Raw genomic sequence first — 12,342 nt, 5'->3', positions numbered from 1 at the left:
GCCGGCCCAGCGGCGGGCGGCGGTTCGCCGTCAGCCCAGGCGGGCGATCACCGGGCGGAGCGCGGCCGCCACGTCGGGTGCGGTCACCGGCCCGGTCCGGGCCGCCTCCCGGCCGGCGAGCCCGTGCAGGTACGCCGCCGCGGCGGCCGCCCGCTCGGCCGGCAGCCCGGCGGTGAGCAGCGAGCCGAGGAGCCCGGCCAGCACGTCGCCGGTGCCCCCGGTGGCCAGCACCGCGGTGCCGGTCGGGTTGACGTACGCCCGGCCGTCCGGGGTGCCGATGATCGTGCGGTCGCCCTTGAGCAGCACCACCGCCTTCATCCAGGCGGCCAGCCGCAGCGCGGCTCCCACCCGGTCCGCGCCCGGGGTCTCCCCGCAGAGCCGGGCGTACTCCCGGTCGTGCGGGGTCACCACGATCGGCGCGTCCCGCTTGCGCAGCAGGTCCGCCATCGCGCCGTCGACCAGCAGGGTGAGCGCGTCGGCGTCGAGCACGGCCGGCACCGGCGCGCTGAGCACGGCGCGCAGCTCGGTGGCGGCCGGCTCGCCGGTGCCCAGCCCGGAGCCGCAGACCCAGGCCTGCACCCGGCCGGCGTCGGCGACCCGGCCGGTGGCGATCACCGACGGATGGTGGTGCAGCACCTCCGCGCGGGCACCGCCCGCGTAGCGGACCATGCCGGTCGGACCGGCCAACGCGCCGCCCACCGAGAGCACCGCCGCGCCGGGGTACGTGGCCGAGCCGGTCGCCACCCCGACCACGCCCCGGCTGTACTTCTCCGAGGACGGGCCGAGCCGGGGCCACCAGTCGACCACGTCCGACCACTCGGTGACCCGCAGCGCCGGGGTCCCGCGCAGCCACGGCCCCAGCCCGATGTCGACCAGCTCCACGTGCCCGGCGAGCGCGGCGGCCGGGCCGACCACCAGGGCCGGCTTCAGCGCCCCGAAGGCGACCGTCACGTCGGCGCGGACCGCGCAGGGGCGGCCGGCGGCGGTGAGCGGCACGTGCCCGGTGTCCACCGCGACGCCGCTCGGCACGTCCACCGCCACCACGGTGGCCCGAGTGCCGTCCCGCCCGGAGCGCTCCGCCAGGCTCGCGGCGAGCTGCTCGGCGGTCTCCCGCAGCCCGCCGGTGCCGCCGATCCCGACGATGCCGTCGAGCACCAGGTCCACCACCGCCGGGGGCCGGTCCACCAGCCGTCCGCCGGCGGCCCGCAGCGCGGCCAGCCCCGCGGCGTGCGCGCGGCCGGGGGTGAGCAGCAGGGTGGAGACTGCGGCACCACGGCGGGCCAGGTGCGCGCCCGCGTACAGGGCGTCGCCGCCGTTGTCGCCGGAGCCGACCAGCAGCAGCACCTGGGCGCCGTAGACGCCGCCCCGCTCGGCGAGCAGCAGCGCGCAGCGGCGGGCCAGCCCGGCGGCGGCCCGCTGCATCAGCGCCCCGGGCGGGAGGGTGGCCATCAGGCCGGCCTCCGCCGCGCGTACGTCCGCGACCCGCCACACCGGTCTCATGCCACCCCGTCCCGTTCGTCGTTCCGCCCAACGGGCCTGCCGGCCCGCCGGTCGCCTCACCGTTCCGCGACCACCATGGCCGACGCGATCCCGCCGTCGTGTGACAACGACAGATGCCAGCGGTTGATCCCGCGTTCGGCCGCGGCGGCGGCCACCGTGCCGGAGACGGTCAGCCAGGGCCGACCGTCCGGATCCGACACGATCTCGCAGTCGTGCCAGCGCAGCCCGCCCGGCGCGCCGAGCGCCTTGGCGACCGCCTCCTTGGCGGCGAACCGGGCGGCCATCGACTCGGGCGAGCGCGGGTTGCCGGCGCGGGTGAACCGCTCGGCCTCGGTGAACAGGCGGTCGGCGAGCAGCGGTGTCCGCGCCAGGGCCCGGGCGAACCGGTCCACCAGCACGACGTCGATGCCGACAGCCACGATCACGGGCCTCACCCTACCGGCGGTCGCGGCCGCAGATTAGCCACCGGCTGCGCGGTGGACAACGCCTGTGGACAACCCGGGGGTACGCCCACCGCCGGTTGTCCACAGGGCCGGTGCGGGCCGGCGGGCGCCGCTTAGCGTCCCGGTTGCCCGATCGTTCGTGTCGCCGCCGGTGGGTCCCGCCGACGGCCTGTTCCCCGGGGAGTCCACCGATGACCGAGGAGCCGTTCACCGTCGAGCCGGAGCTGCTGCGCGGGGTCGCCCGCCAGCTGGGCGACGACGCCTACCGGCTGGCGCACGGGCTGGCCGGGACGCCGGGGCTGGTGGTGCCGGCCGACGGCTGGCGGGCCGGGGCCGCGCTGGCCGAGCTGGAGGCGGCGGTGCACCGCTGGTGCGGGACGCTCGCCGCCCGGGTGGCGGACACCGCCGAGGCGGTCCGCAGCGCCGCCGACGGCTACCAGGCGACCGACGAGCGGGCCGCCCGACGGCTGGCCGGGATCCCCCGGTGAGCGGCCCCGCCCTGGTCGAGTACGCCCAGCTCTGGCGGGCCGACCCGGGTGCCTGGAGCCGGGCCGGGGCGGCCTGGCGGGGGCTGGTCGGCCCGGTCCGGCAGCGGGCCGACGGGCTGGCCGCCCGGCTGACCGCCCTGCGTACCGGCTGGTCCGGCGGGGCCGCCGCCGCGGCGCAGGGGCGGATCGGGGCACTGCGCGGCGAGCTGACCGAGGTGCTGCCCGCGCTGGTCGAGGTCGACCAGGTGCTCGCCGAGTTCGCCGTCCGGCTCGGCACGGCGAAGGCCCGACTCGCCGCCGCCGTGGCGCACGCCGACGCGGGCGGCCTGCTGGTGGACCGGGTGGGGGCGGTCCGGCCCGATCCGGACCGCCCGCGTCCCGCCGCCCCGGTGGGCGCCGAGGTGGCCCAGGTGGCGGCCGAGCTGCGCGACGCGCTGGCGCTGGCCGACGGGGCGGACCGGGAAGCCGCCGCCCGGCTGGGCGAGTTGGCCACGGCGGCGGTCACCGGCTGGGTGAGCGTCCCGCCGGGCCGGCGACCGGCACCCGGCGCCGGTCCGGCCGAGGTGAGCCGCTGGTGGGCCGGGCTCACCCCGGCCGAGCGCCGTTGGCTGGTCGGCCACGAGCCGGCCCGGGTCGGTGGCCTCGACGGGGTGCCGGTGGCGGCTCGGGACCAGGCCAACCGGTTGCTGCTGGCCGAGCGGCGGGCGGGGCTGGCCGCCGCCCGCGCGGCCCTGTTGCGCCCGCTGCCGCCGGGGCTGCCCGAGCTGGCCCGGCTGGCCCGGCTCGCCCGGGTGGAGGCGGCCCTGCGCGGCCTCGACGCGCTCACCGAACGGCTGGCCGCGCCGGGGGCGCCCCGGGCGTACCTGCTCGGGCTCGACCCGACCGGGGACGGGCGGGCCGTGGTGGCGCTGGGCAACCCGGACCGGGCCACGGCGGTGCTGACGTACGTCCCGGGCATGACCGCGGACCTCGCCGACGCCCCCGGCGAGCTGGGCCGGGCCGCCCGGGTGCTGGACCGGTGCGCCGCGCTCGGGCCGGGCGAGGAGACGGCGGCGGTGCTCTGGCTGGACTACGACGCACCGGACTTCCTGCCCGAGGCGGCCCGGGCCGGGCAGGCCGAGGACGCCGGGCCGGCGCTGCACCGGTTCCAGGAGGGGCTGCGCGCCTCGCACGAGGGTCCGCCGGCCCGGCAGACCGTGCTCGGCCACAGCTACGGCTCGCTGGTGGTCGGCACCGCCGCCCGCGACCACGGGCTGAGCGCGGACGCACTGGTCTTCGTCGGCTCCCCCGGCACCGGGGTCGACCACGCGCGCGAGCTGCGGATGCCTCCCGGCCAGGTCTGGGCCAGCACGGCGCCGGACGACGTGATCCGGCTGGCCCGGCCACCGGACGAGCTGGCCCGCCGGGCGGTGCTGGCGGGGACACCGCTCGGCCCGGTGGCGGCGGTGCTGGACCGGCGCGACCCCGAGCTGTGGTTCGGGCGTGACCCGAGCGACCCCGGCTTCGGCGGCCGACGCTTCCCCAGCGGCCGCTACGGCCACGCCGGCTACTGGGAGCCCGGCAACCCGGCGCTGGACGGGATGGCCCGGATCGTGCTGGGCCGATGAGCGCGGCGGGTGCGGACATGACGAGGCCCCTCCACCGTGGGCGGAGGGGCCCGGTCAGGGTGGACTACTCGACGGTGACCGACTTGGCCAGGTTGCGCGGCTGGTCGACGTCGTGCCCGCGAGCGGCGGCGATCTCGGCGGCGAGCACCTGGAGCGGCACCGTGGTCACCAGCGGCGCCAGCAGGGTGGGCACCCGGGGCACGTAGATCAGGTGGTCGGCGTAGCGGACGACCGCCTGGTCGCCCTCCTCGGCGATCACGATGGTGCGGGCGCCGCGGGCCCGCACCTCCTGGATGTTGGAGACGACCTTGTCGTGCAGCATGCCCCGACCGATCGGCGACGGCACGATGCAGATGACCGGGGTGCCCTTGTCGATCAGCGCGATCGGGCCGTGCTTCAGCTCGCCGGCGGCGAAGCCCTCGGCGTGCATGTACGCCAGCTCCTTGAGCTTCAGCGCACCCTCCAGCGCCACCGGGTAGCCGACGTGCCGGCCGATGAAGAGCACGGTCGGTTCGGACTTCAGGTCGCGGGCGAGCTCCCGGACCGGCTCGATCCGGTCGAGCAGTTCGCGCAGCCTGCCCGGCACCTCCTGGAGCTGGGCGACGACCGCGCCCACCTCGTCGGCGAACTTGATCCCGCGCACCTGGGCCAGGTGCAGGCCGATCAGATAGCAGGCGACCAGCTGGGTGAGGAACGCCTTGGTCGAGGCGACCGCGATCTCCGGGCCGCCGTGGGTGTAGAGGACGGCGTCGGACTCGCGCGGGATGGTGGAGCCGTTGGTGTTGCAGATGGCCAGCACCCGGGCCTTCTGCTCCTTGGCGTGGCGCAGGGCCATCAGGGTGTCCATGGTCTCGCCGGACTGCGAGATCACCACGATCAGCGTGGAGCGGTCGAGCACCGGGTCGCGGTAACGGAACTCGCTGGCCAGCTCCACCTCGCAGGGGATCCGGGTCCAGTGCTCGATGGCGTACTTGGCGACCAGGCCGGAGTGGTAGGCGGTGCCGCAGGCGACGATGAAGATCTTGTCGACGTCGCGCAGGTCCTGCTCGCTGAGGCGGACCTCGTCGAGGGCGATCTCACCGGTCTCGGTGAGCCGGCCGAGCAGCGTGTCGGCGATCGCCTGCGGCTGCTCCTCGATCTCCTTGAGCATGAACCAGTCGTAGCCACCCTTCTCGGCGGCGGAGGAGTCCCAGTCGATGTGGAAGTCCTTGCCGGTGGCGGGCTGGCCGGCGAAGTCGGTGATCTGGATGTCGTCCGGGGTGATCAGGACGATCTGGTCCTGACCCAGCTCGACCGCGTCGCGGGTGTGCTCGATGAACGCGGCCACGTCGCTGGCCAGGTAGTTCTCCCCGTCACCGCGGCCGACGACCAGGGGCGAGTTGCGCCGGGCGCCGACCACCGCGCCGGGGATCCCGGCGTCGACGGCGAGCAGGGTGAAGGCGCCCTCGAGCCGCTGGCAGACCAGCCGCATGGCGGAGGCGAGCAGCTGCGGGCTGTCGACCTCGCCGGCCGCGCGCAGTTCGGCCAGCGACCGGGCCAGCAGGTGGGCGGCGCACTCGGTGTCGGTGTCGCTGGCGAACTCGACGCCGTCGGCCTCCAGCTCGGCGCGGAGCCGGGCGAAGTTCTCGATGATGCCGTTGTGGATCACGGCGACCCGGCCGTCCGGGGACAGGTGTGGGTGGGCGTTGCGGTCGGTCGGCCCGCCGTGGGTGGCCCACCGGGTGTGGCCGATGCTGGTGGTGCCGTCGCCGATGCCGATCGGGCTGGCCGCGCAGGACTCCGGATCGCTGGCCGCGCGCTCGGCGAGGACCTTCTCCAGGTTGGCCAGCTTGCCGGCCTTCTTCTCGACCAGCAGCTCGTCGTCGCAGACGACGGCCACGCCGGCCGAGTCGTAGCCGCGGTATTCCAGCCGCCGCAGTCCGTCCAGCACGATGCCGAGCGCCGGGCGCGCGCCGGCGTAACCCACGATTCCACACATGGTCCGCAGCCTAACCCAGTTTCGCTCACGATGCGTGCTCGGAAAGCGGGTAAACAATCATTGAATCTGAGCGAACGGGTGGCCGGAGGGCAAGGATCGGACGAATCACCCGGGCGAGCGGCCTCCGGGCACGCGCTCACCCGGACGGCATCCACCTCCGATCCGGACGTCGAGGCAGGGCGGAATGCACGGGTCCGCCCCGACGGGTGGGGCGCGGGGCCGCCCGGAATTGCCCCCGGGCCGTACATTGAGGGCCCTGGTCGGGGTCCCCCACCACCGCACCGGCCGTCCCACGCGTCCCCTGCGAGCTGACCTGATGTCCGAACCAACGCCGACCCCCGAGCCGCCGGCCGACGGGGGCCACCCCGATCCCACCACCCCACCGGCACCCGGGTCCTGGACTCCGCCGGACCCGCTCGCCGCCCCGCAGCCGTGGGCGCCGCCAGCGGCCTGGTCGCCGACGCCGTGGTCGCCTCGCCCCTGGTCGCCGGACCCGACCGGCACGGCGGGCACCACGGGATGGCCTGGCACGACGGACACGCCTGGCACCACCGCCACCCCAGCCACCGCCGGCACCCCAGCCACCACCGGCCCTTCGAGCGCCACCGGCGCCCCGGCCCCCGCCGGATCGTCCGGCCAGGTCGGCGCGCCGCGGCCGGCCGTCCCGCCCGTCCCGTCGCCGGCTCAACTCTGGCCCGGGTACCCCACACCGGGCTGGCCGCCGCCGGGCTACCCGCCGCCGTACGCGTACCCCGGTGCGCCACCGGCCCGAACGAACGGCGGCCGGGTCGCGGCGATCGTGGTCGCGGTGACCACCGTCCTCGTGCTGGTCTTCTGCGGCTGTGTCGGCCTGGGCGTGCTGAGCAGCTGGTACGAGGATCCGGGGACGTCCGCGGAGCCGTACGGCGACCCGGGCTACGGCGACCCGGAGGAGGACGTCACCGCCGGCGCCGGGCAGTCGAGCCCCGCCACCACGCCGTCGGGCGGGCCCGGGCAGCTGACCGTCGTCTACGAGGCGACCGGCGCCGTCCTGGTGGACGTGCAGTTCTACGACGCGAACGGCGACTTCCACCAGTACGAGGGACTGCGGTCGCCGTGGCGGCTGGCGATCACCGCCAACGACCGCGAGCGGGTGCAGGTCATCGCCTCGCCCGCCGGCCTGGCGAGCGACGACAAGGTGACCTGCTCGATCACCATCGACGGGAAGGTCGTCTCCCGGGATTCGGGCGTCTACGGGGCGACCTGCTTCGGCTGGTGACGCCGCCGGCCGAACGGCGGGCTTGCGGCGCTGGCGGCGGGCCGTAGGCTGGCCCGCGTGACGACGACCGATCCGCTGGTGGCCCGGATGCGGCCGTTCGGCACCACCATCTTCGCCGAGATGTCCGCGCTGGCCGTGCGTACCGGGGCGGTCAACCTCGGCCAGGGCTTCCCGGACACCAACGGCCCGCCGGAGATGCTCGCGGCGGCCGCCGAGGCGCTGCGTTCCGGCCACAACCAGTACCCGCCGGGCCCGGGGATCCCGGCGCTGCGCGCGGCCGTCTCGGCCCACCAGCGCCGCTTCTGGGATCTGGCGTACGACCCGGACGGCGAGATCGTGGTGACCGCGGGCGCCACCGAGGCGATCGCCGCCAGCATCCTCGCCCTGTGCGAGCCGGGTGACGAGGTGATCTGCTTCGAGCCGTACTACGACTCGTACGCGGCGTCGATCGCACTGGCCGGCGCCGTCCGCCGCCCGGTCACGCTGCGTCCCGCCGGCGACGGCCGGTACGGCTTCGACCCGGCGGAGCTGCGCGCCGCGTTCGGGCCGCGCACCCGGCTGGTGCTGCTGAACTCCCCGCACAACCCGACCGGCAAGGTGTTCACCCGCGACGAGCTGGCCCTGGTCGCCGAGCTGTGCCAGGCGCACGACGCGTACGCGGTCACCGACGAGGTGTACGAGCACCTGGTGTTCACCGACGCCGCCGCCCCGCACGTGCCGCTGGCGACGCTCCCCGGAATGCGGGAGCGGACGTTGCGGATCTCCTCGGCCGGCAAGACCTTCTCCTGCACCGGATGGAAGGTCGGCTGGGTGAGCGGACCCGCGCCGCTGGTCTCCGCGGTGCTGCGGGTGAAGCAGTTCCTCACCTTCGTCAACGCCGGGCCGCTGCAACCGGCCGTCGCGCTGGCGCTCGGCCTGCCCGACGCGTACTTCACCGGCTTCCGGGACGATCTGCAGCGACGGCGGGACCAGCTCGTCGCCGGGCTCGCCGACGCCGGGTTCGACGTGCTCGCCCCCGAGGGCACATACTTCGTCACCGCCGACGTCACCCCGCTCGGCGGCCGGGACGGGGTGGAGTTCTGCCGGTCGCTGCCGCAGCGCTGCGGCGTGGTGGCGGTGCCGACACAGGTCTTCTACGACGACGTCGAGGCCGGGCGGCGGCTGGTCCGGTTCGCCTTCTGCAAGCGCCCGGAGGTGCTGACCGAGGCGGTGGACCGGCTGCGCGGGCTGACGAAGGAGGACGGCAGCGAGGTGTCGGCATGAGCGACGGGTACGCCGACCGGGTCCGCCGGCTCACCGCGCTGCGCGGCTGCGGCACGGTGCTCTCCGGCGTCCGGCCGACCTCCGTGGTGGAACAGCTGGCAACGCTCCGGGCGGTCGCGGCCGACGACCTGCTGCCCGACTTCTACGGTGCGGGCGGGGCGGTCGAGGAGCTGGAACGCCGCGTCGGTGAACTGCTCGGCACCGAGGCGGTCGCCTTCTTCCCCACCGGCACCATGGCCCAGCAGGTCGCCATGCGCTACGGCGCCGAGCTGACCGGCCGGGACGGGGTCGGTCTGCACCCGCTCAGCCACCCGCTGCTGCACGAGCGGGACGCGTACGCCGTCCTCGGCGGCCTGCGCGCGGTGCTGACCACGAGCGCCCCGCGCAATCCGACCGCCGACGAGGTGACCGCGCTCGACGAGCCGATCGGCACGCTGCTGCTGGAGCTGCCGCTGCGGGACGCCGGGTTCGTCCTGCCGACCTGGGACGAGCTGGTCGCCGTGGTGGGGGCGGCCCGGCAGCGGGGCGCCCGGGTGCACCTGGACGGCGCCCGGCTCTGGGAGTCCAGCGTCCACCTGGGTCGTTCGCCGGCCGAGATCGCTGCGCTGGCCGACAGCACGTACGTCTCGTTCTACAAGTCCCTCGGCGGCCACTCCGGTGCGGCGCTGGCCGGCTCGGCGGAGCTGGTCGCGTACGCCCGGGCCTGGCGGCACCGCTACGGCGGGAACCTCTTCCAGCAGTGGCCGGCCGCCCTCGCCGGGCTCGCCGGCCTGGCGGACGAGCTGCCCCGGCTCGCCGGCTACGTGGCGCACGCGCAGGTGGTGGCCGGGGCCCTGGCCACCCTTCCCGGGGCGCGCGTCCATCCGGAGCCCCCGCACACGCACCAGTTCCGGCTGTGGCTGCCGCACCCGGCAGACGCCCTCAACGCCGCCAACCTCGTCCTCGCCGAGGAGGAGAAGGCGTGGTTCGTCGGCGGCTGGCGGGACAGCGAGGTGCCCGGCACTGCGCTGGCCGAGGTGACGGTGGCCGCCCCGGCACTGGAACTGGACGCCGACCACGTGGTCGATCTGGCCGACCGCTTCCTGCGCCGGCTGTCGCCGCGCTGAGCCCGGCCCCGCCCGACCAGGCGGTCGACGGGTAGCCCGGGCGACCCAGCCGGTGGCGGAAGGCCGCGACCAGGCGGGCAACCTGGCTGATCCGTTCACGTCATTAAGTTCGTAGCGTGCGACCACCCAGAACCGCGGCGGACCGGGCGTTGATGTGCAGGTGACCTACGGCCGGCGGGGGCGGGCGGAGTCGAATCGGAAACGGCACCGGGCGCGACGGGAGGATCCCGCCGCGCCCGGATGAGCCGGAATGGTGGTCAGCCGGCCGGGCTGGCGGTGCGTACCTGCTCGGCGATCCGCTCCGCCACCGAACGGGCGGTTGCCTCGGTGGCCGCCTCGACCATGACCCGGACCAGCGGCTCGGTGCCGGAGGGGCGCAGCAGCACCCGGCCGGTCTCGCCCAGCTCGGCCTCGGCCCGCTCCACCTCCGCCCGGACGGCCGGCGCGGCGGAGCCCACGGTCCGGTCGCCCACCGGCACGTTGATCAGCACCTGGGGCAGCTTGGTGACCACGGCGGCCAGCTCGGCGAGCGACTTGCCGGTGGCGGCCATCCGGGACATCAGGTGCAGGCCGGTGAGCACGCCGTCGCCGGTGGTGGCGTATGCGGGCATGACGATGTGGCCGCTCTGCTCGCCGCCCAGGGCCAGCCCGGACGCGCGCAGCTCCTCCAGCACGTACCGGTCGCCGACCTTGGTCTCGAGCAGCCGGATGCCCTCGGCGGACATGGCGAGCTTCAGGCCAAGGTTGCTCATCACGGTGGCGACGAGGGTGTCCTCGGTCAGCGCGCCGGCCTCGCGCATGGCCAGGGCCAGGATCGCCATCACCTGGTCGCCGTCGACCTCGTCGCCGTCGGCGGTGACCGCCACGCAGCGGTCGGCGTCGCCGTCGTGGGCGATGCCCAGGTGGGCGCCGTGCTCCACCACGGCGGCCCGCAGGGCGTCCAGGTGGTTGGAGCCGCAGTCGTCGTTGATGTTGAGCCCGTCCGGCTCGGCGCAGATCGCGATCACCTCGGCGCCGGCCTCCCGGTAGGCCACCGGGGCGACCTCGGCGGCCGCGCCGTTGGCGCAGTCCACCACGACCTTGATCCCGTCCAGCCGGTGCGGCACGGTGCCGACCAGGTGCTGGACGTAGTGGTCGGCGCCGTCCAGCAGGTCGTGCACCCGGCCCACACCGGCACCGGTCGGACGCTCCCAGGCGGTGGCGGCGTTCGCCTCGACCGCCGCCTCGATCCGCATCTCGATCTCGTCGGGCAACTTGTGCCCGCCGGCGGCGAAGAGCTTGATCCCGTTGTCCGGCATTGGGTTGTGCGAGGCGGAGAGCATGACGCCCAGGTCGGCCTTGGCCTCGGCGGTGAGGAACGCCACCGCGGGGGTGGGCAGCACGCCGACGCGTACCACGTTGGCGCCGGCGCTGGTGAGCCCGGCCACCACGGCGGCCTCCAGCATCTCGCCGCTGGCCCGGGTGTCCCGGCCGACCACGGCGAGCGGCGGATGGCTCTTGTCCGACTCGGCGAGCGTGTGCGCGGCGGCGACCGCCACCGCCAGCGCCAACTCCGGGGTGAGATCCGCGTTCGCCCGCCCGCGTACGCCGTCCGTGCCGAACAACCGGCCCATACGCCAACCTCCGATGAATCGCCGTTGCGAGGAGAGGAAAGCGAACGGCCGGGCCACCTCCCCGTAGAGGAGGCGGACCCGGCCGTCCGTCAGAAGTACAAGGCGCTGCTGGTGATCAGCGCTTCGAGTACTGAGGAGCCTTACGGGCCTTCTTGAGACCGTACTTCTTGCTCTCCTTGACCCGGGCGTCACGGGTCAGGAAGCCGGCCTTCTTCAGGGCCGGACGGTCGTCCGGCTCGCTGACGATCAGCGCCCGGGCGATGGCGAGGCGCAGCGCGCCGGCCTGGCCGGTGGTGCCGCCACCACGGAGGTTGGCGATCACGTCGAACGCCTCGGCCTTCTCGGCGGTCACCAGCGGGTCCTTGATGAGCTGCTGGTGCACCTTGCTCGGGAAGTAGGCCTCGAGGTCACGGCCGTTGCAGGTGATCTTGCCGCTGCCGGGGACGATGCGGACCCGGACGATGGCCTCCTTGCGCCGGCCCACGGTCTGGATCGGCCGGTCGCCACGAGGCGCGCGGGCGACGGGCGCCGGCGCCTCGGTGGCCTCGGGGGCAACCTCGGTGGCGGTGATGTCGGTCATGCTGCTTCCTTCGCCCGCGCTCACTGCGCGATCTGCTTGATCTCGAACGGCACCGGCTGCTGCGCGCCGTGCGGGTGCTCGGCACCGGCGTAGACCTTCAGCTTCTTGATCAGCTGACGGCCGAGCTTGTTGTGCGGGAGCATCCCCTTCACGGCCAGCTCGATGGCCCGCTCGGGACGCTTGCTGAGCAGCTCCTCGTAGCCGACCTGCTTCAGACCACCCGGGTAACCCGAGTGCCGGTAAGCGATCTTCTGCTGGCGCTTGTTGCCGGTCAGCGCGACCTTGCCCGCGTTCACGATGACGACGAAGTCGCCCGTGTCGACGTGCGGCGCGAAAGTCGGCTTGTGCTTGCCACGCAGCAGCGTGGCGGCGTGGGTCGCGAGGCGGCCCAGCACGACATCAGAGGCGTCGATGACGTGCCACTGACGCTCGATCTCACCCGGCTTCGGGCTGTACGTACGCACAGGTCTACCTTGTCTCGTCGTCGGTCTGGGGTCGCGCGCCGA

General features: G+C 75.1%; 11 protein-coding genes. 5 read left to right on the top strand and 6 right to left on the bottom strand.

The features are described from left to right. Nucleotides 1–30: 30 nt before the first annotated feature. Nucleotides 31–1,500 (bottom strand): NAD(P)H-hydrate dehydratase, encoded by a 1,470-nt coding sequence (locus FXF52_RS02630; RefSeq protein ID WP_148793561.1) that lies wholly within the window; start codon nt 1,498–1,500, stop codon nt 31–33. 56 nt (nt 1,501–1,556) lie between these two features. Continuing rightward, complete coding sequence (locus FXF52_RS02625; RefSeq protein ID WP_148793559.1) at nt 1,557–1,925, bottom strand: holo-ACP synthase; 369 nt, start codon at nt 1,923–1,925, stop codon at nt 1,557–1,559. 209 nt (nt 1,926–2,134) lie between these two features. Between FXF52_RS02625 and FXF52_RS02620 the strand changes: the two genes are divergently transcribed. Next, nucleotides 2,135–2,431 (top strand): type VII secretion target, encoded by a 297-nt coding sequence (locus tag FXF52_RS02620; protein WP_148793557.1) that lies wholly within the window; start codon nt 2,135–2,137, stop codon nt 2,429–2,431. Further along, nucleotides 2,428–4,038 carry an alpha/beta hydrolase gene (locus FXF52_RS02615; protein ID WP_148793555.1) on the top strand — a complete coding sequence of 537 codons (1,611 nt, stop codon included), beginning with the start codon at nt 2,428–2,430 and terminating at the stop codon, nt 4,036–4,038. The genes FXF52_RS02620 and FXF52_RS02615 overlap by 4 nt, the downstream gene beginning before the upstream one ends. 64 nt (nt 4,039–4,102) lie before the next feature. On the opposite strand, the gene glmS is transcribed toward FXF52_RS02615, so the two are convergent. After that, a complete protein-coding gene (glmS, locus tag FXF52_RS02610) occupies nt 4,103–6,016 on the bottom strand; it encodes a glutamine--fructose-6-phosphate transaminase (isomerizing) (protein ID WP_148793553.1) in 1,914 nt (637 codons plus the stop codon). Between the two features lie 316 nt (nt 6,017–6,332). On the opposite strand from glmS, the gene FXF52_RS02605 reads away from it, so the two are divergent. The 3 genes from FXF52_RS02605 to FXF52_RS02595 are packed head-to-tail and all read left to right on the top strand — an operon-like array spanning nt 6,333 to nt 9,643. Next, a complete protein-coding gene (locus FXF52_RS02605; RefSeq protein WP_148793552.1) occupies nt 6,333–7,274 on the top strand; it encodes an MmpS family transport accessory protein in 942 nt (313 codons plus the stop codon). Between the two features lie 57 nt (nt 7,275–7,331). After that, nucleotides 7,332–8,537 carry a pyridoxal phosphate-dependent aminotransferase gene (locus tag FXF52_RS02600; protein WP_148793550.1) on the top strand — a complete coding sequence of 402 codons (1,206 nt, stop codon included), beginning with the start codon at nt 7,332–7,334 and terminating at the stop codon, nt 8,535–8,537. Further along, nucleotides 8,534–9,643: a low specificity L-threonine aldolase gene (locus tag FXF52_RS02595; RefSeq protein WP_148793548.1), complete on the top strand. Its 1,110-nt coding sequence runs from the start codon at nt 8,534–8,536 to the stop codon at nt 9,641–9,643. Before FXF52_RS02600 ends, FXF52_RS02595 begins: the two co-directional genes overlap by 4 nt. A gap of 257 nt (nt 9,644–9,900) precedes the next feature. Here FXF52_RS02595 and glmM read toward each other — a convergent pair whose 3' ends face one another. From glmM to rplM, 3 genes are all read right to left on the bottom strand, one after another. Continuing rightward, the gene (glmM, locus tag FXF52_RS02590; protein WP_148793546.1) at nt 9,901–11,256 is read right to left on the bottom strand and encodes a phosphoglucosamine mutase; all 1,356 of its coding nucleotides are present in this window, start codon (nt 11,254–11,256) and stop codon (nt 9,901–9,903) included. A gap of 115 nt (nt 11,257–11,371) precedes the next feature. Beyond that, entirely contained in the window at nt 11,372–11,836 is a 465-nt protein-coding gene (gene rpsI / locus FXF52_RS02585) for a 30S ribosomal protein S9 (protein ID WP_030501567.1), read from the bottom strand. A gap of 20 nt (nt 11,837–11,856) precedes the next feature. Next, nucleotides 11,857–12,300, bottom strand: a complete 444-nt coding sequence (rplM, locus tag FXF52_RS02580) for a 50S ribosomal protein L13 (protein ID WP_148793545.1) — start codon at nt 12,298–12,300, stop codon at nt 11,857–11,859. Nucleotides 12,301–12,342: the final 42 nt, after the last annotated feature.

It is taken from the genome of Micromonospora sp. MP36, assembly GCF_008119785.1.
Taxonomy (GTDB): domain Bacteria; phylum Actinomycetota; class Actinomycetes; order Mycobacteriales; family Micromonosporaceae; genus Micromonospora.
This window is presented reverse-complemented; position numbering and strand designations above follow the sequence as displayed.